Source organism: Staphylococcus pseudintermedius, assembly GCF_001792775.2.
GTDB classification, from domain to species: Bacteria; Bacillota; Bacilli; order Staphylococcales; family Staphylococcaceae; genus Staphylococcus; species Staphylococcus pseudintermedius.
The window spans coordinates 141,978-163,285 of record NZ_MLGE02000004.1; the positions used below are offsets into that span (position 1 = coordinate 141,978).

Here is a 21,308-nt window from a genome sequence, read left to right on the forward strand (position 1 = left end):
TTTTTACGTTGGTACTTAAGATAATAGTTTACACGTTTAAAAGAAGTCATCGAACGCTAAACCTAAACGATGGCGTATAGGAGGATTTTCTTCTCATCACAATAGGTTTTCAGTAATGTTTTATTGTGCAGTTCGCAACTAATTCGTTATATTAACAAATACAAAAAGAAGCTGGGGATATGAACCAGCTTCTTTTTCTGCTTATAATTGATTACGCCATTCGACTAATGTCTGAATGTCATCTTCTGAAATTTGGTCTTCTTCACGTGCGACTTCAATTAGCTCGTCATAGTTGCTTAACGTATAGAAAGGGACACCGGCTGCTTTAAACGTTTCGCCAGCTTTATTTAAACCGTATGTGAAAATTGCAACGACACCTAACACTTCAGCACCCGCTTCTTGTAAGGCTTCAACAGCTGTGATGGAAGAGCCACCAGTTGAAATTAAATCTTCAATGACCACTACTTTTTTACCTTCACTGCGCACGCCTTCAATTTGATTTTGCTTGCCATGACTTTTACTTTTTGAACGCACATAATTCATTGGCAAATTCATTTTATCTGAAATATATGCCGCATGTGGAATGCCGGCTGTTGCTGTTCCTGAAACGATTTCGACATCAGCAAAATGTTGTTCAATCAGTTCAATTAAGCCGTCACGGATCGCGGTACGTACTTCTGGATATCCGAGTGTGACACGGTTATCACAATAAATAGGTGATTGAATACCGGAACTCCATGTATACATTTCATTCGGTGATAATGATACGGCTTCGATATCTAATAATGCTTTTGCGATTAATTTTGACATGCATTTAACCAACTTTCTTTAATTTGATGATAACTTTGTACTGGATTGTCGCTTTGTGTAATCGGGCGACCGACAACAATATGTGTCGAACCGAGCTGACGTGCTTTTTCAGGTGTTGTGATGCGTTGCTGATCGTCTTTTGCACTATTAGCTAGACGAATACCTGGTGTCACTTTTAAGAAGTCGTCGCCGCAATGTTCGCGAATCATTGTCGTTTCTAACGGTGAACATACGACACCATCTAAGCCTGCTTGTTGCGCAAGGCTAGCATAGTTTAAGACGGCTGTTTCCATCGACGTTTGGATATTTTGTTCTTCATGCAACTGTTGTTCAGATGTAGATGTTAATTGTGTGACGGCGATGATTTTAATAGCTTTGTTGTGTCGACGTAACCCTTCCACTGCACGTTGCATCATGACTGTACCACCAGCTGCATGGACATTGACGAGATCCACATTCAACTTTGCAAGACCTTCCATCGCTTTACCGACCGTATTCGGAATGTCGTGCAATTTTAAGTCTAAAAAGATGTCATGGCCAAGTGCTTTAATTTGATCAATGAGTGCTGGTCCCGTCTGATAAAATAATTCCATACCAATTTTGACGAATAATGGTTCATCAAATTGCGCTAAAAATGACATCACTTCTGCTTCGGTTGCAAAATCTAAGGCGATAATCGGATCTTGTCTCATGTTACTGCAATCCTTTCAATGTACGACCTTTAAGTTCTGAAATACGATGCACATTTAAGGCATCTAAATATTCAGGTAAAGTATCGATAATTTCTTTGCAGACCATTGGATTTTGGAAGTTTGCTGTTCCGACTGCCACTGCATCTGCACCGACTGACACGTAATCAATGACGTCTTGCGCATTTTGGACGCCACCCATTGCGATAATTGGAATATCAGGTAAAGCTTTACGAACGTCATGCACCATTCTTAATGCGACTGGCTTAATCGCTGGCCCACTTAAACCACCCGTAACGTTATAAATAATTGGTTTGCCTGTGCGTGCGTCAATTCTCATACCGACAAGTGTATTAATCATCGTTAATCCATCTGCATACTGTGCGATCGCTTCCGCCATTTCAACAATGTTTGTTACATTAGGCGACAGTTTCACATAAACAGGTACTTCAGACACTGCTTTTACTTTACGTGTTAATTCAGAGGCGATGGTCGGGTCTACACCGAACTGCATGCCACCTTCTTTTACGTTTGGACAGGAGATATTCAGTTCTAACGCTTTCACATTTGGTGCTTTGGAAATGTGTTCAGCTACGTATACATAGTCTTCTTCCATCGAGCCGGCTACATTTGCAATAATTGGAACGTCGTGTTGTGCTAATGCTTTAAGTTCATGATCAATAATATGATGGACGCCTGGATTTTGCAGTCCAATCGCATTCAACATCCCACTATCTGTTTCCGCGACACGTGGCGTTTCATTGCCAAAACGTGCTTCTTTCGTTGCAGCTTTAATCATGATGGCCCCTAACTCAGACAAATCGTAAAACTGACCGTATTCCGCACCGAATGCGAAACACCCACTTGCCGGCATAATCGGATTTTTTAACGATAATCCTGGAATTTTTACTGCTAATCGACTCATAGTACAACCGCCCCTCTTTCAAATACTGGTCCATCTGTACACACTTTCACATAATCTGTTGGACTTTCTGGTACGTGACAAACACACGCAAAGCATGCACCGACACCGCAGCCCATGCGCTCCTCTAATGAAATGTAACCCGGCACATCTTTCAACGTTTCTAACTGTGTTAACGCCTTTAACATGGGTAACGGCCCACACGTGTAAAAAATGTCATAATCGACTGGAAGTGCATCAATGACCGTTGTGACAAAACCTGTTGTACCTAATGAGCCATCTTCTGTAACAATGTGCGTTTCTCCTAATGCCTCAAATTGTTGTTGATAAAACACATCTTTAGCAGAACGGAAACCTAAAACATGTACTGTTTCGATGCCTCGTTCATTGAGTTGTTTCGAAAGTTCATAAAGCGGCGGAACACCGATGCCCCCTCCGACGAGTAAAGCTTTTTTCTTCGCTTTGTCTACTGGAAAACCATTACCTAGTGGTGCTAAAATATCAATTTCGTCGCCTTCATTTAAGGCAGCAATACGCTTTGTGCCTTCCCCTTCAGCACGAAATAGCATTGTAAATTGTTGTTGCGCTTGATCGATATGACAAATCGAAATCGGTCGACGCAACATGTGTAATGAGCCTTCTCCAGCTTTAATATGCACGAACTGACCAGGTTGCTGAAGTTTTTCAACAACCGGCCCTTTGACTGTTAATTCATAAATGCGTTCTGCAATAGGTGCATTTGAAACCACTGTTAATTTTTCCACCGCTTTTGACCTCCTACATATTTCTCATTGAAAATGTCATGCTTTCAATAACATTTGTTAATGCGTTCGCTGTATCGAGTGACGTGAGACAAGGCACCCCATTTTCAACTGATGCACGGCGGATTTGGAATCCGTCACGTTCAATTGTTTTACCTTTTGTCATCGTGTTAATGACAAGTTGGACTGAACCGTCTTGAATTTTTGTAATCAAATCGTCGTGGCCTCCAATTTTTCCTACCGTTTCAACGTTGATGCCATGATCTTTCAACGTAGCCGCTGTGCCTGCTGTTGCCACGATTTTGTAGCCTACTTCACTTAAACGCTTCGCAATTTTAACCATTTCTTCTTTATCTTTATCGCTGACGGTAATCAATGCTGTACCGTAATCTTTGACTTCCATCCCTGCTGCTGTTAATCCTTTATATAGCGCCTTTTCTAACGTAATGTCGCGACCCATCACTTCTCCTGTTGATTTCATTTCAGGTCCAAGTGTGATGTCGACATTTTTCAATTTATTAAAGCTGAATACCGGTGCTTTAACAAATACCCCTTCTTTATACGGTTGAATGCCTGGTTGATAACCGAGCGCTGTTAGTTTTTGACCTATAATCGCTTGCATTGCGAGTTGTGCCATTTGAATTTCTGTAATTTTACTTAAGAACGGCACAGTACGGCTCGCTCGCGGATTCACTTCTAGCACATAAACCCCATCATGTGCGAGGACGAATTGGATATTGATTAAACCGATAACGTTGAGCCCTTTCGCCAATTTGATTGTATAAGCTTCCAACGTATCAATGACGTCTTGACTTAACGTTTGTGGCGGATATACTGCGATAGAGTCACCTGAGTGAACACCTGCACGCTCGATATGTTCCATTATCCCTGGAATCATAACTGTTTCTCCGTCAGAAATGGCATCCACTTCAATTTCTTTACCTGTTAAATAACGGTCCACGAGTACGGGATGTTCTGGACTGGCTTTCACCGCTTCATTCATATAGTTTTCAAGTTCTGCATCATTGTACACAATTTCCATCGCACGACCACCGAGCACGTATGATGGACGGACCACAACAGGATAACCGATATCGCGTGCATTATCGAGTGCTTCTTGAGCCGATGTCGCTGTTTTCCCTTTCGGCTGAGGCACGTCGATTTTGTTCAGTAACGCTTCAAATTCTTTACGGTCTTCAGCACGGTTTAAATCTTCAAGTGATGTACCTAAAATTTTTACGCCGTATTTCGCTAATTTGTCCGCTAAGTTGATCGCTGTTTGACCACCGAATTGCACGACGACGCCTTTAGGTTGTTCTAGATTAATGATGTTCATCACATCTTCTTCTGTGAGTGGCTCGAAATACAACTTGTCTGAAATTGAGAAGTCTGTCGATACCGTTTCCGGGTTATTGTTAATAATAATCGCTTCATAACCAGCATTTTGAATTGCCCATACAGCGTGCACTGTTGCATAGTCGAATTCTACCCCTTGACCGATACGAATAGGCCCTGAGCCGAGTACGATGATTTTCTCTTTTTCAGTGACGAGCGATTCATTTTCTTCTTCATAGGTACCATAAAAGTATGGTGTTGTGGATTCAAACTCTGCTGCACACGTATCGACCATTTTATACACAGGGCAAATGTTGTGCTGTTGACGTAACTTATACACTTCTGCTTCTGTCATTTCAAAACGATGTGCAATGACGCGGTCGCTAAAGCCAAAACGTTTCGCAAATCTTAAGTAATCAATATCGCCTGGATGTGCCTTCAATGCATGTTCCATATCGATAATATTTTTGAATTTATTTAAGAAGAAGTAATCGATTTTCGTCATTTCATGTAATTCTTCAAGTGTTGTGCCACGACGAATCGCTTCACCAATGAAGAACAATCTTTCATCATCTTGCGCTTGAATACGTGCCTTAATGTACTCTAAGTCAAAAGATTCACCATTAGGTAAGCCAAGATGATGCACGCCGTATTCTAAAGAGCGAATTGCTTTTAATAAAGATTCTTCGTACGTGCGACCAATCGACATGACTTCCCCTGTCGCTTTCATTTGTGTACCGAGTTCGCGTTCACCTTTTTCGAACTTATCGAATGGAAAACGTGGGATTTTCGATACGATATAGTCTAAACTTGGTTCGAATGCCGCATAAGATGTGCCAGTAACTGGATTTTTCATCTCATCTAGCGTCAGACCTACCGCAATTTTCGCAGCGAGTTTCGCAATCGGATACCCTGTTGCTTTTGAAGCGAGTGCCGACGAACGGGACACGCGCGGATTCACTTCGATAATGTAAAACTGCATCGAATGCGGATCCAAGGCGAGCTGTACGTTACATCCCCCTTCAATTTCCAGTGCACGAATGACTTTTAATGACACGTCACGCAACATTTGATATTCCACGTCTGACAATGTTTGACTTGGTGCAACAACGACTGAGTCACCCGTATGAATACCGACTGGATCAATGTTTTCCATGTTACATACGACAATCGCGTTATCATTTTTGTCACGCATCACTTCATATTCAATTTCTTTAAAGCCTGCGATCGACTTTTCAATTAAACATTGCGTAGCCGGACTATATTTTAATCCGTTAGAAACGACTTCACGGAGTTCTTCATCATTATGACAAATGCCGCCCCCTGTACCGCCCATCGTAAATGCTGGACGTACGATTAACGGATAACCGACTGCTTCTTTAAATGCAAAGGCTTGTTCAAGTGTATTCACAATGTCACTTTCAGGTACTGGCACATTCAAGTCATTCATTAACGAGCGGAACAATTCACGGTCTTCTGCTTGTTCAATAGATGACAATTTCGTACCGAGCAGTGTGACGTTATTTTCAGCTAAGACCCCACTATTATGTAATTCGATCGCCATGTTGAGCCCTGTTTGTCCACCGAGCGTCGGTAAAAGTGCATCCGGTTGTTCTTTACGGATAATGCGTGCAATAAAATCGTGTGTGAGCGGTTCGATGTAAACTTTGTCAGCAATTTCTTTATCCGTCATAATCGTCGCAGGGTTTGAGTTAACTAAAATGACACGGTAACCTTCTTCTTTGAGTGCGAGACATGCTTGTGTCCCTGCATAGTCAAATTCTGCTGCTTGACCAATGATGATAGGACCTGAGCCAATCACTAAAATCGTTTGAATATCATTTCTTTTAGGCATGTGTAACGCGCTCCTTTTGCTTATTTTGCTGCATCATTTCTACAAATTGATCAAATAAGTAATTAGAATCTGTTGGACCTGGACAAGCTTCTGGATGGTATTGTACCGAAAATGCTGGTAACGTACGGTGTTTCAAGCCTTCAACCGTGCCATCATTTAAGGCGATATGTGTAATTTCTAAATCTGTTGCAGCCACAGAATCCGCGTCGATTGCATAACCGTGGTTTTGACTTGTGAGTGCGATTTTACCTGTCGCCAAATCTTTAACAGGGTGGTTGGCACCTCGATGTCCGAATTTCATCTTGAACGATTTCGCACCTTGACTGAGCGCAAAAAGTTGATGACCAAGACAAATGCCGAAAAATGGAATGCGCCCTAAAATACCGTTAATCATATCAAGTGCAACTGTCACGTCATCCGGATCACCAGGACCATTTGATAACATGACACCGTCTGGCGCCATTTTAATAATTGTATCTGCAGAAGTGTCATATGGTACGACCGTTACCTCACAGCCACGTGCATTCAATTCACGGACAATATTTTGCTTCTTTCCGAAGTCCACAAGTACAACGCGCAAGTCAAATCCTGTTGAGACGTAAGGCGTTTTCGTAGAGACAGTTGGCACTTCAGTTCTTAGAAATTCTGCTGTTTTGAGTGCTGTCACAGTTGTTTCAATTTCTGATGGATCATCGACAAATGCTGCTTTGAGCACACCATGTTGACGAATTTTTTTCGTGATGCTGCGCGTATCCACGCCACTAATACCTGGAATATCATATTCTTTCAATACATCGTCAAATGATTTCTGTGCTCTAAAGTTACTCGGCATTGTGCACGCTTCTTTCACGACGACACCATTAAGGCTTGGTGTAAGTGATTCAAAGTCATCGTGGTTAATGCCGTAATTACCGATTAAAGGATACGTAAATGTAATGATTTGGCCTGTATATGAGGGGTCAGAAATGGTTTCTTGATAACCTGTCATTGCAGTGTTGAATACAATTTCACCGCGTGTTAATTTGTCAGACCCTAACTTAAAACCTGTATAATGTGAACCATCTTCTAAAACAAGGTAACGTTTCTCAAACATGTTTATTTTGCCTCCTCGTAACGAATGTTGCCTTCAACCATAGTTAAAATAGGATTACCGTATACTGTTTCACCTAAGAATGGTGTGTTAGACGCTTTTGATAAGAAATCTTCTGCTTTAATTTCGTACGCATCGTCTAAGTTGATTAATGTTAAATCTGCAAGTGCACCCTCTGCTAACTTGCCATAAGGGAGACCGAACACTTCAGCTGGTTTTGTTGTCAAGTAATCAACGAGTTGTTGTAATGACCAATCCCCATTTTTCACAAAGTGTGTATAAAGTAATGGGAAGGCTGTTTCACTGCCGACAATGCCGAATGGTGCACGTGTCATCGGTTGTGCTTTTTCGTCTGCTGCATGTGGTGCGTGGTCTGTCGCAATACAGTCAATCGTACCGTCAAGTAAGCCTTCTAATAACGCCGCTCTATCTTCTTGACTTCTTAAAGGCGGATTCATTTTATAAATCGCATTATCTCCTGGCACATCATCTTCTGTCAGTAATAAATGGTGTGGCGTCACTTCCGCTGTCACTGGAATACCTGCTTTTTTCGCATCACGAATGACACGCACGCTTTCTTTCGTTGATACGTGGCACACGTGATAATGACATCCTGTTGCTTCACTCAGTAACACGTCACGCGCGATTTGTACCGATTCACAAATATTTGGAATACCTGGAATGCCAAGCTCTTGACTGCGGCGGCCTTCATGCATGGCACCACCATAGATAAGACTATTATCTTCGCAGTGTGCAACGACTGCTTTATTTTGTGCCTTCGCTTGTTGCATCGCTTCATACATCATCGCCGCTTCTTGAACACCGACCCCATCATCTGTGAATGCAAATGCGCCATTTTCAGCTAACGCTTTGAAATCGACATGCTCTTTTCCTGCTTGACGTACTGTAATAGAGGCATACGGTAGGACACGAACTTGTGCATTTTTGTCAATTAATTCATTCAGCTGTGTTAAATGTTCCAACGAATCAGGAACAGGTTTCGTATTTGGCATAGGACAAACCGTTGTAAAACCTCCACGTGCCGCTGCTTTGGTGCCTGTTTCAATCGTTTCTTTATATTCGCCACCTGGCTCTCTCAAATGCACATGGACATCGATAAAACCTGGCGCTAAAAAGTGACCTTTTGCATCAATGACTGTCATGTCTTCAGTTGGTTCAATCGTTTCTGCAATCTGTTTCACTGTCTTGCCTTCGATTAATACATCAACTTTTTTCAACGTACCTGCTTCTAACATCTTTGCATTTTGAATTAATTTCATCATCCTAATCGCTCCTTAACCATTTAAAATTTCAGTTAATACTGCCATTCTTATGTACACACCATTTGACATCTGTTCAAAAATACGTGACTTCGGTGCTTCTACTAATGTATCTGCAATTTCTACATCGCGATTTACTGGTGCGGGGTGCATCACAATCGCATGATCTTGAAGTGTGGCATATCGTTCTTCAGTCAAACCATAACGACGGTGATATTCTTCTTTTTCAAAACCTTGTGAAACGCCTGCATGTCGTTCATGTTGGACACGTAATAACATTACAATGTCGACCTCGTCAATCACATCATCTAATTCAACGTAATCTGCAGCCATGCTGTCATCTTTCCAAACGTCAGGACTTGAGAAAACGACCTTTGCACCAAGTGCAGTTAAACTATGGTAATTACTACGTGCCACTCGTGAGTTTTTAATGTCACCGCAAATGACCACTTTTAGTCCTTCAAAACGACCATATGTTTCGTAAATCGTCATTAAGTCCAATAAGCTTTGCGTCGGATGCTGGCCACTGCCATCCCCTGCATTAATAATCGGAATCCCCATATTCAACAAGGGTTCGTAGTAATGATTTTGTTCGTGTCGGATGACAAGTGCATCACAGCCAATGCTTTGTAATGTTCGGCATGTGTCATACAGCGATTCCCCTTTTTGTACAGAAGAGGCACTTGATTCAAAGTTGATTTGCTTCATATCCAAACGGTGTTCTGCCATTTCAAAACTACATTTCGTACGTGTCGAATTTTCGAAAAACAAGTTCGCAATGTAACGTCCTTTCAAATTCGGTACCGCTTCTCCTGCTTTATACTGCATCGCTTTTTGAATTAAGTTTTCAATTTCTTCTACAGCTAAATGTTCCATTGATACGAGATGTTGCATAATAATCAAGGCCTCCTATAATTAACTTTTTGGTAAAATTAAGTTCAGTAAAATCCCTGCTGTTGCTGATAATGCCATCCCTTCAATTGTGAGATGTACACCTAAATCAGATAAATTCAACATCATGTTACCGATACCGATGACGAGAATGACTGACGCGATGACTAAGTTACGGTTTTGCGCAAAGTTGACTTGACTTTCGACAATCATACGTAAGCCACTTGCCGCGATAGTCCCGAATAATAAGATAGACACACCACCCATTACTGGTGTAGGGATAGATGAAATCAGTGCTGTGAATTTCCCAACAAAGCCAAGCATAATGGCGATAACTGCCGCACCGCCTATGACGTAAATACTGTAAATTTTCGTAATCGCGAGTACACCGATATTTTCACCATAAGTCGTACTCGGTGGCCCCCCGATGATACTTGAAAACATTGTCGATACCCCGTCACCGATGATGGAGCGGTGTAGTCCCGGATCTTTAAAGAAGTTACGGCCGACGATTTTGTTGATGACCATTTGGTGTCCGATATGTTCACTCACCGTTACAAACACGATTGGGAGCATCACTGCAATTAATCCGAGATGCACGGAAGGTTGATAATCTGCAAATGGAATGTAAATATCTGGGAACTGGAACCAAGCGGCCTCTGCGACAGGTTTGAAATCTACAATGCCAAACACTATCGCTGTAATGTAGCCGACGATGATACCGATTAACACTGGAATGAGCGAGAAAAAGCCTTTCGCAAATCCTTGAACAATCAATGTCACAAGTAAGGTAATCCCTGCCACGGCTACAAAGCTTAAATTGTACCCTTTCATCTCAGCTGAACTTTCAAACATCGCCATGTTGACAGCAGTCGGTGCTAAACTTAAACCAATCACCATAATGACTGGACCGACAACGACAGGTGGTAATAAATGCATGAGCCAGTCTGTGCCACTCACTTTGATCGCAACCCCGATGATAACGTACATAACACCACTCATGAATAATGCAACGAGCATATCACCTAAGCTATTCGTACTTAAACCGGTAATAATCGGTGTGATAAACGCAAAACTTGAACCGAGATACGCTGGAATCTTCCCTTTTGTAATCAAGATGTAGAGTAATGTTCCTACTCCTGATGCGAGTAACGCTGATGATACAGGTAAGCCTGTTAAAAACGGTACTAATACTGTTGCACCGAACATCGCAAATAAATGTTGAAGGCTTAAAAATACCCATTGCCCCGCTTTTGGTTTTTCATTCACATCGAGTACCGGTTGAACCGTTCTCGTAAACATTTGTTCATTTTCCATTGTTTTCTTCCTTTCTTATAAAAAAAGCCTCTTCACCAATTAAGGTAAGAGACTGAGGTGATTACAAACAGATATACACACATACACCGACTATAATCGGCGGCCTACATCGTACGTCATTGGCTCTATTTGCAATTATACCTTTGTCAGTCTCTCGTACTGAATTAAAAGGTGTCATTATGTGATGACAACCGCATTGCGATCGTCTATTTCTTCTAGGTAAACATTGACAGATTCTTCATGAGACGTTGGAATATTTTTCCCTACAAAATCTGCACGAATCGGTAGCTCTCGATGACCACGATCCACGAGTGTCGCTAAACCAATCTTTTTCGGTCTCGCATGAAGTAAAATCGCATCAAGTGAAGCACGTACTGTACGTCCAGTATAAAGCACATCGTCCACAATAATAACCACTTGATGATTCAAATCAGTGTCGATGTTAAATCCTGGTGCATCTTGTTGTTGCCGCGAATCGATATCATCTCTAAAACTTGTAATATCGATTGCTCCTGTTGGGATTTGGACCTCTTCAATCTGTTGAATCTTTTGTTGTATACGTTGCGCTAAATACTCACCGCGCGTCTTAATACCGAGTAATACAAGGTTTTCTGTGCCTTTATTGTATTCCAATATTTCATGGGCAATACGTGTTACTGTGCGTTTGATAGCAGATTCGTCTAATACAACGCGTTCAACCAATCCTTTCACTCCTTACGTAAAAAAACTCATGTCTTTAAGTAGACATGAGTTTTAAGCAATTTAATATGATAGACTATCAAAAACTGTCCCATTACGTCTCTCGTACGTACAATGCAGCATCTATATGATAGTTCTCTAAATTGAATGATTGATATCATGTCTTTTGAGCCTCACTGGACTCCCTCTTAAAGACGATTCAGTTTTTATTCGTTTTTAACTTGTTCTTATGGTAACGTTTTTAACACCAAAAGTCAAAGCAAATCTGGCTATTTTTTAAAATTTTACTTAAATATCTTCTTTACGCACTTGTTCAATGACAGCTTCAAATTCTGCAGGAAGCGGCGCAAAACGTTCAATGTATTCCCCTGTTTTAGGATGTTCAAAACCGATAAGACCCGCATGTAAAGCTTGTCCGCCTATTTCTAACGTCTTTTTCGGACCATATTTCGGATCGCCTACAAGCGGATAACCGATATACTTCATATGCACACGAATTTGGTGCGTACGTCCTGTTTCTAGTTCACATTCAACCAATGTATAGTTTTTAAACGTTTCAATGACATTAAAATGCGTCACAGCTTCTTTACCGTCATCAACGACAGCCATCGATTGACGGTCATTTTTATTGCGTCCGATAGGTGCATCAATCGTTCCAAACTCATGTGGAATATGGCCATGTACGAGCGCAATATACTTTCTTTTCACAGTTTTTGCCATCAATTGTTCAACTAAACTGCGATGTGCCACGTCATTTTTCGCAACCATCAGTAACCCTGAAGTATCTTTATCGATACGGTGCACGATACCTGGACGAATTTCACCGTTAATACCTGATAAATTTTTGATTTGATACATTAAACCATTTACAAGCGTCCCAGTATAATGCCCTGGCGATGGGTGAACGACCATGCCTTTAGGTTTATAAACAATCGCCACGTCGTCATCTTCGTAGTAAATGTCTAAATTTAAGTTCTCTGCTTGAATATCTGCTTCTACCACTTCTTTTTCAGTGATTTCTATACGGTCACCTAATTTTAGTTTATAGTTCGACTTGACAGCTTTACCATTAACTTCAATTAATCCTTCTTTAATCCACTCTTGTAATTGACTGCGTGACCACTCCGAATTGAATTCAGGCAATATTTTGTCAATACGCTGTAAATGATGCGTTGCGTCTTCAATATTAAATATATGTTTTTCCATTACGACACCTTACCTTTTTGATTCTGATCTTTTAATAATACAATAATCAACAAGACCACACCTATTGTCAAACTCGCATCTGCAATATTAAAAATAGGAAAATCATAACCGAAAATGACTGTATCTATAAAGTCCACCACTTCACCGCTACTGACACGATCAATAAAATTACCTAACGCGCCCGAAAACAACAGGCTTATCGCAATTTGCATCAGCATATTATTTTTCGCTTCTTTAATATAAAAGACAATGAGCGCAATTAAAACGATTATCGTAATAATATAGAAGAATGTCATCTTCCCACTTAGTATACCCCAAGCGGCCCCATTATTGCGATGAGAAGTAATGTATAAAAATTTTGGAACTACTGCAAATGACTCACCCAACGTCATTTGTGTACGGATAATGAATTTAGTCAGTTGGTCGCCTATCAAGATGATTAATGTAATAAAGAGCGATAGGCCAATGTAATATTGTTGTTTCATACTTTTTGTCCTTTCTGTTAGTCACTGATATATTATAACACGATATATTTTAACTATGTAATTATTTCATGATAACTACATTTGAAATACATCCTAGGGTTGTCAGTGATACAGTGTTGGACCGTTTACAAAAGATTGATTTAAATGGAGTAATTTGTAACTCAAAGTTATGTATGTTTCACACAAACAAAAAAGACAATGTTAGCACTTAGCCAGTACCAACATTGCCTTCTTTAATATTTCATTGATTCGATTATACTAACGTTTTTACGACTTCTTGACAGCGTGGGCATAAATCATCTAATTCACCCACACTACCTAATGATTCGCTGTAATTCCAACAACGTGCACATTTCTCTCCATCAGCTTTTGCGATTTCGATTGTACCGTGTTGATATGCTTCACCTTTTGTATCTTCTACTAATTCAACTTGAGACACGATGAACAATTGATGTAAATCATTAAAACCTTCTAAAAATGCAAGCGTATCAAATGAAGGGCTGTTGCCGATTTTCACTTTAGCTTCTAAAGATTTACCGATAACTTTCTCATTTCTTGCCGCTTCTAATGCACGGTTCACATCATCACGTAAAGCCATGAATGTGTTCCATTTATCTAATAACGCTTGGTCCACTTCTTCTTTAGCCGGCATATTTGTTAAATGAACACTTTCTTCGTCTACTTGTTCGATATGTGACCAAACTTCTTCTGCAGTATGCGGAATGATTGGCGCAAGTAATTTAGTCATATTCACTAAAATTTCGAACAATACTGTTTGCATACTACGACGTTTATGCGCATTTTTTTCTTCAATATAAAGAATATCTTTACCATAATCTAAATAGAAGTTACTTAATTCAACGTTGATAAAGTTTTGAACCTCTTGGTAAATATTTAAATAATCAAATGATTCGTAATGATCTAACGTACCTGCTGTAAATTCACGTAAGCGATTTAAGATATAGCGGTCCACTTCTAATAAATCCGCTTCAGCAATTCGGTCTGTTGCTGGGTTGTAGTCGTTGATGTTACCTAATAAGAAACGTAAAGTATTACGGATTTTACGGTATACGTCAGCAACTTGGTTTAAAATTTCGTCTGAGATACGTACGTCAGCAAGGTAGTCCACTGAGCTCACCCATAAACGTGCAATGTCGGCACCTTTTTGTTTCACAATCGTATCAGGCACGATCACGTTACCTAATGATTTACTCATTTTCTTACCTTCCCCGTCCATTACGAAACCGTGTGACAATAACATTTTGTATGGTGAACGGCCGCGCGTCGCAACGGATGTTGTAATTGAAGAGTTGAACCAACCACGATATTGGTCACTGCCTTCAAGATACATATCTGCTGGGAAACTTAACTCTGGACGTGTTTCAAGGACACCGCGATGTGATGAACCAGAGTCGAACCATACGTCCATAATATCTTGTTCTTTTGTAAATTCACCGTTAGGGCTACCCGGATGTGTAAAGCCTTCTGGTAATAAGTCTTTCGCGTCACGTTCGAACCAAATGTTAGAGCCGTGTTGTTCGAATAAATCTGCTACGTGATAAACCGTTTCTTTCGTCATAATGATGTCGCCGTTTTCAGCATAGAATACTGGCAATGGCACACCCCAGACACGTTGACGAGAGATGACCCATTCGCCACGGTCACGAATCATGTTGTAAATACGTGTTTTACCCCAGTCGACTTTAAACTTTGTATCTTCAATCGCATCTAAAATGTCTTGGCGCACTTTAGAAATCGACGCAAACCATTGTGGTGTCGCTCTGAAAATCACTGGTTTTTTCGTACGCCAGTCATGTGGGTAACTATGTGTAATAAAGTCTAATTTGAGTAATGCACCTTTTTCAGTTAACAATTCTGTAACAGCTTGGTTGGCTTTATCGTAAAACATCCCTTCAAATGGGCCACCTTCAGCAGTGAAAACCCCTTTATCATCTAATGGGCTAATGACTTCTAAACCGTATTTTTGACCTACAATAAAGTCATCTTCACCGTGTCCAGGCGCTGTATGCACACAGCCTGTACCAGCATCTGTTGTGACATGCTCACCATTGATGATTAATGAAATACGATCAATAAATGGATGTTGTGCTTCGATATATTCTAATTCTGAACCTTTGAAATCTTTTTCGCGAACAACAGCTTCTTTATCCCAACCTAATTGTTCAGCAACTGCATCAACTAATGCTTCGGCGATAATGTAACGTGTACCGTCCACATTCATTTGAACATATGTCAATTCGGGATGCACTGAAATGGCTACGTTTGACGGTAATGTCCAAGGTGTTGTTGTCCAAATGATAAACTTCGCATCATCCGCAACGATACCTTTACTGTCTTTCACGTCAAATGCGACATAAATAGAAGCTGAACGTTTGTCGTGGTATTCGATTTCCGCTTCTGCTAATGACGATTCACTTGAAGGTGACCAGTAAACCGGCTTTTTCCCTTTATAAATTAAACCTTTGTCAGCCATTTCACCAAATAAGCGAATTTGTGCCGCTTCGTATTCTGGTTTTAACGTAATGTATGGGTTGTCAAAATCGCCGTTAACCCCTAAACGTAAGAAGTCTTTTTTCTGAATATCGATTTGTTCCATCGCAAAAGCTTGACATTTATCACGAAATTCTGCAGTTGTCATTTCTTTACGTTTAACGCCTTTTTTCGTTAACGCTTGCTCAATCGGTAAACCGTGTGTATCCCAACCCGGAACATAAGGTGTATAAAATCCTTGCATCGTTTTGTAGCGGTTGATAAAGTCTTTCAAAATTTTATTCAACGCATGTCCCATATGTAAGTTACCGTTTGCGTATGGCGGACCATCATGCAAAATAAATGACGGTTGTCCTTCATTTTTTTCTAACATTTTGCGGTATAAATCTTTCTCTTTCCACTCTTGTTGAATTTGTGGTTCCTTTGTTGGAAGTCCTCCGCGCATTGGGAATTTTGTTTTTGGCATGAGTAACGTATCTTTGTATTCCATTTTAAACTACACTCCTTTAACTGAAAAAGAACTCTAAGCTCAGATATTCAGGGACGGACATGCCGCGGTACCACCCTGCTTAACTCAGCTTAGAGTTCTCTCATTGATTTTAATATGACACGGCGAATCAGTGATATAAAATAAGGTCATCTGTTAGGCTCTCACCACTTCCTAACTCGCTGTATGGATGATTATCTCTTTTACTTGTCTGTTTCGCTTGATGATGTTTCGTTTGGTTGTTGGTTCGCTTGTTCAGCTTGTCGCTTCTCTTGTGCTGTAATGTCTTGTTCATTTAAATGTTGAAAGTTTTCTTCTGTCACTTGTTGTGAATCTAAATCATAGTTCAACAAGTATTCCCAGTCATCACTTTTCAACAAGTCAAGCTGTGCTTCTACAAGCATTCTAAAACGTGAACGGAACACTTTAGATTGACGCTTCATATCTTCGGTTTGGAAAGATAAACGACGCGCCTTTTCTATACCATCATTCACAATTTGACTTGCTTCTGCTTGTGCTTTTTGAATGATTGCATCTCGCTCTTTTTGTGCTGCTGCTTTTGTTTCATCGGCAGCGCGTTGGGCACTGACAATCGCTTCACCGACTGATTTTTCAACCTCTTTGAATGATTGAATGTGTGCATCACGTTCTTCTAACACTTTTTCTAATTGTTTTTTATCCTCTTTTAAACGTTCGATTTCATGGCTTAACTGTTCTAAATATTGTTCTACTTCTGTAGGTTCGAAGCCGTTTTTAATACGTGTGAACGCTTTGTTTTTAATCTCGCTAGGTGTAAAAGCCATTTCTTGCCCTCCTCCATCATACACTATTTAAATAAAGTTTGATAGGTGATTCTTAATTTATCTTTCTTCGTACGATTACCAATTTCTGTAATCTTTGCGCGGCCATATCCTTGTATGGACAACAAATCGCCTGCTTCAAGTTGAAAATCCGCTGCCTCAATAAGCGTATGGTTCACTTTGACACGTTTTCGCTGAATGTGTGTCTTGGCAATTGTACGTGACTTCCGAATCATTTCCTTTAATACGACATCGAGTCTTGTTGCGCTCACTGTTGCTTCATGCGTCTCCCAATACTCTTCTGATTGTATCATATCTTCAAACGGAATCACATGAAGTTTAATTGTTGCCCCTTTAATACGTGTTAATTCTAACATAATATATGATTCTAATTGCTTTGTCAAAACAAATTGGATGCGTTCAGCTACGATAATATCACCGACTTGTTCACGTTCTATACCTAAAGACATCAATGTTCCTAACACATGTTGATGTTGCAATGTCACAAACTTTGTCGGATAATCAATTTCAATTAAAGCCAATTCAAAGTCATCCCGCGACGGTTCATAATAGCTTGGCGCAATAACCGCCCGACACCTCTCCGCATCACGTCCCCCATCAAATGAAACGTGCAAATCGTTGAAACTGCCTGCTATCACTTCTAACATATATTGTCCACGAGGATCTAAAAAATAAGTCAGTACTGGGGCATATTGTGTTTCAGCCTGGCGCACTTTATCTAATAAATAATCAATTTGTTCATGCTCTTCAGGTCTAAAATGTTGATAAATATCCAAAGGTGGAACTCCTTTTCCTCATTAATCCTAACTTTCGATTGTCATTCACTTTAATAAAGAATGTACAAGTTTTACCTATACAGTTTATCATTAATTGAAGTATAGAAGAAAGGAGAATAGCTAATTCACAAACATTTTAATATAAGTTACATGACTTGTCTTTGGCTAACAGTTCCTACTACCAAGCCTGTAATGGACTTTCACCGTCAAGGTGTTACCCATGCCGGGCGCACTAGAAAAAATAAAAGGCTCATAATTCAACGAGCCTTTTACTTTCTAGATATTGAAGATGAACGCAAAGATAAAAATGATGCGCACCGCCTAGTTTAACGCACATTTGCACATTTTCCTCCTCTTAGTTCAAAACTTTAATCACAAGTTTCTTCACAGTTTGATCATTGACGCGCACTTTAGGTTGATGTAAATCTTCTTCAAAAGTCACAAGAAGGTTCGTTTCATTCAATTCTACAATTTGATATTTTTTACTATTGAACAATTCAAAATCATTTTCTACATCGAATTCTGTTTTTGAAGATGCATCTTGAGGTGTGCTCACCGCCATTTTTTCAGTGTTACTGATGACAAGATGAATATCTAAATATTTTTTATGGTTTTCAAATTGCTCCCCTGCAACGCCATCTGCAATATAAGTCATGCAGTTTGCAAATACGTGATCTCCGTCAATTTCAATCCGACCATCTTCTAACTGTGACAAATCCGTATGTTCTAAAAAGTCATTTACTTTTTCAAAATGTGGATTAATCGTAATATATCTTTTAAAATCTTTTCTTTCAGCAATAATCATTACAAACATCCTCCTTAATTAATGACGTTTTGCCCAACTCTTATCTGCAAGAATTTCAGGAATGTCATGAATCGTTGTAAATTGTGGTGCTGATGTTTTGTTTCCAGTTAATAATGACACAACATAACCTACCACTAAAGACACACTGATTGAAATGAACGAATACGCCCAGTAGTTTACCGCTTCTGGAGGCAACACGTATTTAATGCACACCATCACAATTGTCGCAACAATTAGCGCCGCATAAGCCCCTTGTTTATTCGCTTTTTTAGTGACAAATCCTAAAATGAAAATCCCACCAAGTAAACCTAACACCAGTCCCATAAAGCCGTTGAACCATTCGTACGCAGATTTAATATCAGAATGTGCCATCACGATCGCCACGACAATTGAGAAAATACCGACCAATAATGAGACGATTTGTGCAATTCGTGTACGCACGCTATCCGACATTTGTTTCGCAACAACTTCTTGAATATCTAAGGTCCATGACGTCGCAACTGAGTTTAAACCTGTCGAAATCGTCGACTGTGCTGCGGCATAGATCGCTGCTAAAATGATACCTGTCACCCCAACTGGTAGCTGGTAAGCGATAAAATACATAAAAATTTGGTCACGTGGAATGGCTTTCGTTGCTTCACTCACATTTTGAAGTTGGTAAAACACATATAAACCTGTTCCAATTAAATAGAATACTGTCGCTACACCTAATGACAATACCCCGTTTGTGAACAACATTTTATTTAACTTTTTAATATTTTGTGTTGTCGTAAAACGTTGTACTAAATCTTGAGAAGAAGCATAAGATGAGAAAATCGTTAAACCAGAACCAAACACGATTAAGAAAATCGAGCCTGATAATATGTTTGGATCAAACCATTTTTCTGTCGGTGCAATAAACTTCCCGTGAGCCAATTGTTCTGCAATCGCGCCCATACCGCCATCGATATCTTTAATCAATACGAACAATGCGATTAATGCCCCACCAGATAAGATGACGCCTTGAATAAAGTCCGTCCAAAGTACAGATTTCAAACCACCTGTATACGAGTAAACAATTGCGATGACACCCATTAAGATGATTAAAATATTAATGTCAATACCTGTTAATTTTGCCAAACCGATTGAAGGTAAATACATAATAATGGACATACGCCCGAGTTGATACACGATGAACAGTAACGCTGAAATGACACGTAACGATTTCGCTTCAAAACGGCGTTCGAGATAATCGTAAGCCGTATCAATGTCCATACGCGCGAAAATTGGCAGTACATATTTAATGGCTAATGGAATCGCAATGAGCATCCCTAACTGCGCAAACCATAAAATCCAACTGCCTGCATAAGAGTTCCCAGCAAGCCCTAAAAACGAAATCGGACTTAACATCGTTGCAAAAATAGATACTGACGTCACATACCACGGGACCGAGCCATCCCCTTTAAAGAATTCTTTCCCTGACATTTCTTTTTTCGAGAAGTAGAGCCCCGCTACTAACACAATGAGTAAGTAAACAATCAACACAAATAAGTCAACTAATGTAAATCCAGTTGTACTCATAATCAACGCTCCTTTATGATGCATTCACTATGATGCAAGAAATTGTTGTCTTGTCGCGACAATCATGTCAGCTGCTTGTTTTGCAATAATTTTATCTTCCTCTGTCAATGGTTCTAACGGCGCACGCACTGAGCCTAAATCCACATTTTCATTAATTCTTAACACTTCTTTTGCGACTGCGTACATATTGCCATAGCCAGACACTAATTTTGAAATGATATCATTAATCGCAAACTGAAGTGCTTGTGCTTGTGTAATATTACGTGTCTTAAATAATGAATCTAATTTCAAAAATAAATCAGGCATCACACCATATGTACCGCCAATGCCAGCTTGCGCGCCCATCATTCGACCACCGACAAATTGTTCATCTGGACCGTTAAATACGATATAGTCCTCACCCGCTGCCGCTGCAAACGTTTGAATGTCTTGTACAGGCATAGAAGAGTTTTTCACGCCAATCACACGAGGGTTTTTACGCATCGCCGCATACAACTGATTCGTCAACGCAACACCCGCTAATTGCGGAATATTGTAAATAACAAAATCTGTATTCGGTGCCGCATCACTAATCGTATTCCAATACTTTTCGATTGAATATTCTGGTAATTTAAAGTAAATCGGTGGAATCGCCGCAATCGCATCGACACCGAGTTGTTCAGAATGCGCTGCTAAAATCGCACTCTCTTTGGTGTTGTTACACGCGACATGATTAATCACGGTGATTTTACCTTTCGCGACATCCATCACTGCCTCAATAATTTGTTTACGCTCTTCAGTTGTTAAATAAATACATTCCCCAGAAGAACCATTCACGTAAATCCCTTTTACACCTTTATCAATTAAATATTGCACTTGTTGGCGTACGCGTTCTTGACTGACTTCCCCGTTTTCGTCGTAACATGCGTAAAATGCCGGAATAATGCCTTGATATCGATTTAAATCTCTCATATCCATTCTCCTCTTCTTAATGATTTTAGTGAATTTTATTAAAATGTTTATATCAAT

At 40.0% G+C, this 21,308-nt stretch carries 18 protein-coding genes; all 18 read right to left on the minus strand.

Features of this window, described 5'->3' with window-relative positions:
* Positions 1–201 precede the first annotated feature (201 nt).
* Positions 202–810, minus strand: coding sequence for an orotate phosphoribosyltransferase (gene pyrE, locus BJK46_RS04675; protein ID WP_103263445.1), 609 nt, complete (start codon positions 808–810; stop codon positions 202–204).
* Entirely contained in the window at positions 798–1,502 is a 705-nt protein-coding gene (gene pyrF, locus BJK46_RS04680; protein ID WP_014614151.1) for an orotidine-5'-phosphate decarboxylase, read from the minus strand. The genes pyrE and pyrF overlap by 13 nt, the downstream gene beginning before the upstream one ends.
* 1 nt (position 1,503) lies before the next feature.
* The gene (locus BJK46_RS04685; protein ID WP_020220102.1) at positions 1,504–2,424 is read right to left on the minus strand and encodes a dihydroorotate dehydrogenase; all 921 of its coding nucleotides are present in this window, start codon (positions 2,422–2,424) and stop codon (positions 1,504–1,506) included.
* On the minus strand, positions 2,421–3,185 hold the full coding sequence (locus BJK46_RS04690) for a dihydroorotate dehydrogenase electron transfer subunit (protein WP_014614153.1): 765 nt from the start codon (positions 3,183–3,185) through the stop codon (positions 2,421–2,423). The genes BJK46_RS04685 and BJK46_RS04690 overlap by 4 nt, the downstream gene beginning before the upstream one ends.
* Positions 3,186–3,198: 13 nt before the next feature.
* A complete protein-coding gene (gene carB / locus BJK46_RS04695) occupies positions 3,199–6,372 on the minus strand; it encodes a carbamoyl-phosphate synthase large subunit (protein WP_014614154.1) in 3,174 nt (1,057 codons plus the stop codon).
* Positions 6,365–7,465, minus strand: coding sequence for a carbamoyl phosphate synthase small subunit (locus BJK46_RS04700; protein ID WP_103263446.1), 1,101 nt, complete (start codon positions 7,463–7,465; stop codon positions 6,365–6,367). Before BJK46_RS04700 ends, carB begins: the two co-directional genes overlap by 8 nt.
* A gap of 2 nt (positions 7,466–7,467) precedes the next feature.
* The gene (locus BJK46_RS04705; RefSeq protein WP_037544242.1) at positions 7,468–8,742 is read right to left on the minus strand and encodes a dihydroorotase; all 1,275 of its coding nucleotides are present in this window, start codon (positions 8,740–8,742) and stop codon (positions 7,468–7,470) included.
* A gap of 15 nt (positions 8,743–8,757) precedes the next feature.
* A complete protein-coding gene (locus BJK46_RS04710) occupies positions 8,758–9,636 on the minus strand; it encodes an aspartate carbamoyltransferase catalytic subunit (RefSeq protein ID WP_014614157.1) in 879 nt (292 codons plus the stop codon).
* 21 nt (positions 9,637–9,657) lie between these two features.
* Positions 9,658–10,950 (minus strand): uracil-xanthine permease family protein, encoded by a 1,293-nt coding sequence (locus BJK46_RS04715; protein WP_014614158.1) that lies wholly within the window; start codon positions 10,948–10,950, stop codon positions 9,658–9,660.
* 177 nt (positions 10,951–11,127) lie between these two features.
* On the minus strand, positions 11,128–11,652 hold the full coding sequence (gene pyrR, locus BJK46_RS04720) for a bifunctional pyr operon transcriptional regulator/uracil phosphoribosyltransferase PyrR (RefSeq protein ID WP_014614159.1): 525 nt from the start codon (positions 11,650–11,652) through the stop codon (positions 11,128–11,130).
* 285 nt (positions 11,653–11,937) lie between these two features.
* Positions 11,938–12,855 carry an RluA family pseudouridine synthase gene (locus tag BJK46_RS04725; RefSeq protein ID WP_015729003.1) on the minus strand — a complete coding sequence of 306 codons (918 nt, stop codon included), beginning with the start codon at positions 12,853–12,855 and terminating at the stop codon, positions 11,938–11,940.
* Positions 12,855–13,340: a signal peptidase II gene (gene lspA / locus BJK46_RS04730; RefSeq protein ID WP_014614161.1), complete on the minus strand. Its 486-nt coding sequence runs from the start codon at positions 13,338–13,340 to the stop codon at positions 12,855–12,857. Before lspA ends, BJK46_RS04725 begins: the two co-directional genes overlap by 1 nt.
* Before the next feature lie 253 nt (positions 13,341–13,593).
* Positions 13,594–16,341 (minus strand): isoleucine--tRNA ligase, encoded by a 2,748-nt coding sequence (gene ileS / locus BJK46_RS04735; RefSeq protein WP_101485077.1) that lies wholly within the window; start codon positions 16,339–16,341, stop codon positions 13,594–13,596.
* 200 nt (positions 16,342–16,541) lie between these two features.
* Positions 16,542–17,141 (minus strand): DivIVA domain-containing protein, encoded by a 600-nt coding sequence (locus tag BJK46_RS04740; RefSeq protein ID WP_063278831.1) that lies wholly within the window; start codon positions 17,139–17,141, stop codon positions 16,542–16,544.
* Positions 17,142–17,164: 23 nt separating this feature from the next.
* A complete protein-coding gene (locus tag BJK46_RS04745) occupies positions 17,165–17,935 on the minus strand; it encodes a YlmH family RNA-binding protein (protein WP_063278832.1) in 771 nt (256 codons plus the stop codon).
* A 355-nt stretch (positions 17,936–18,290) separates the two neighbouring features.
* Positions 18,291–18,740, minus strand: coding sequence for a NanQ anomerase/TabA/YiaL family protein (locus tag BJK46_RS04755; protein WP_014614167.1), 450 nt, complete (start codon positions 18,738–18,740; stop codon positions 18,291–18,293).
* A gap of 18 nt (positions 18,741–18,758) precedes the next feature.
* On the minus strand, positions 18,759–20,300 hold the full coding sequence (locus tag BJK46_RS04760; RefSeq protein ID WP_015729000.1) for a sodium:solute symporter family protein: 1,542 nt from the start codon (positions 20,298–20,300) through the stop codon (positions 18,759–18,761).
* Between the two features lie 27 nt (positions 20,301–20,327).
* Positions 20,328–21,251, minus strand: coding sequence for a dihydrodipicolinate synthase family protein (locus BJK46_RS04765; RefSeq protein ID WP_099987020.1), 924 nt, complete (start codon positions 21,249–21,251; stop codon positions 20,328–20,330).
* Between the last annotated feature and the right edge of the window lie 57 nt (positions 21,252–21,308).

Coding starts and splice junctions, on each gene's coding strand:
- pyrE (WP_103263445.1), bottom strand. CDS start 810: ATGTCAAAATTAATCGCAAAAGCATTATTAGATATCGAAGCCGTATCA.
- pyrF (WP_014614151.1), bottom strand. CDS start 1,502: ATGAGACAAGATCCGATTATCGCCTTAGATTTTGCAACCGAAGCAGAA.
- BJK46_RS04685 (WP_020220102.1), bottom strand. CDS start 2,424: ATGAGTCGATTAGCAGTAAAAATTCCAGGATTATCGTTAAAAAATCCG.
- carB (WP_014614154.1), bottom strand. CDS start 6,372: ATGCCTAAAAGAAATGATATTCAAACGATTTTAGTGATTGGCTCAGGT.
- BJK46_RS04700 (WP_103263446.1), bottom strand. CDS start 7,465: ATGTTTGAGAAACGTTACCTTGTTTTAGAAGATGGTTCACATTATACA.
- BJK46_RS04705 (WP_037544242.1), bottom strand. CDS start 8,742: ATGAAATTAATTCAAAATGCAAAGATGTTAGAAGCAGGTACGTTGAAA.
- BJK46_RS04710 (WP_014614157.1), bottom strand. CDS start 9,636: ATGCAACATCTCGTATCAATGGAACATTTAGCTGTAGAAGAAATTGAA.
- BJK46_RS04715 (WP_014614158.1), bottom strand. CDS start 10,950: ATGGAAAATGAACAAATGTTTACGAGAACGGTTCAACCGGTACTCGAT.
- BJK46_RS04725 (WP_015729003.1), bottom strand. CDS start 12,855: ATGGAAAAACATATATTTAATATTGAAGACGCAACGCATCATTTACAG.
- lspA (WP_014614161.1), bottom strand. CDS start 13,340: ATGAAACAACAATATTACATTGGCCTATCGCTCTTTATTACATTAATC.
- ileS (WP_101485077.1), bottom strand. CDS start 16,341: ATGGAATACAAAGATACGTTACTCATGCCAAAAACAAAATTCCCAATG.
- BJK46_RS04740 (WP_063278831.1), bottom strand. CDS start 17,141: ATGGCTTTTACACCTAGCGAGATTAAAAACAAAGCGTTCACACGTATT.
- BJK46_RS04755 (WP_014614167.1), bottom strand. CDS start 18,740: ATGATTATTGCTGAAAGAAAAGATTTTAAAAGATATATTACGATTAAT.
- BJK46_RS04760 (WP_015729000.1), bottom strand. CDS start 20,300: ATGAGTACAACTGGATTTACATTAGTTGACTTATTTGTGTTGATTGTT.
- BJK46_RS04765 (WP_099987020.1), bottom strand. CDS start 21,251: ATGAGAGATTTAAATCGATATCAAGGCATTATTCCGGCATTTTACGCA.